This is a genomic window from Pseudomonas ovata (genome assembly GCF_003131185.1).
Classification (GTDB): Bacteria; Pseudomonadota; Gammaproteobacteria; order Pseudomonadales; family Pseudomonadaceae; genus Aquipseudomonas; species Aquipseudomonas ovata.
Window position 1 is genome coordinate 1 of the sequence record NZ_QFFU01000065.1, and the last position, 718, is coordinate 718.

Annotated in this window: 1 protein-coding gene; it reads right to left on the bottom strand. The window is 65.3% G+C overall.

The genetic code is table 11. From position 1 onward, the window contains the following. Nucleotides 1-718 (bottom strand): hypothetical protein (locus DGA31_RS29940; protein ID WP_161959255.1); only part of this gene is annotated, 718 nt, incomplete at both ends.

A 718-nucleotide genomic window follows, 5' to 3' on the forward strand; every position in this document is an offset into this window, starting at 1 on the left:
CTGCTATTGAGGTCCAGGCGCACGCTGCCGTTGCCGGTCAGGCTGTCAACCTGCACACGGTAAGTCCGTGCATCGACCTGGGTGACCGAGGCGATACGACCGCTGACACCGCCGGTAAAGGCCAGCGCGAAGTCGCCGCTGTCCACGCCGCTGACGGCCTCGCTGAAGGTCACGGTGTAGTTGACCGTACTGCTGGTGGTCGGATTGGTATCGACCAGAGCAATGCTATTGGCGGTCGGTGCCGTGGTATCCACCAACACACCGGCGGCGCTGCCCAGGCCATTGAGGTTCAGGGTCAGGTTGTTGCCGGCCGCATCACGCACGCTGCCGCCATTGAGGTCCAGGGTGCTGCCGATGCCCAGGCCGCTGGCGGCGGTGTCGCCCGCCTGCACGGTGTACTGGAACACCAGCGCGCCACTGGCGGCGCCCGAGACATAACTGGCATAGCGGGTCGCACTGCCCACGGTCAAGACCAGCCGCGGCGTACCGGTGGCGGTATCGACCACCACCCCTTCGCTGATGTTGACCGTGAAGCTCAGGATATCGTCGGCGTTGTAACTGCCATCGGCCGGCAGGCCGACCGAACCCACCACCGGCACGATCGCGTCGACCAGCACGCCCGTGGTGCTGCCCAGGCCATTGAGCGTGGTGTTGACATCATTACCGACGCTGTCGCGCAGGGTCGCGCCATTAAGCTGCAGGTTGTTGCCGACGCTGA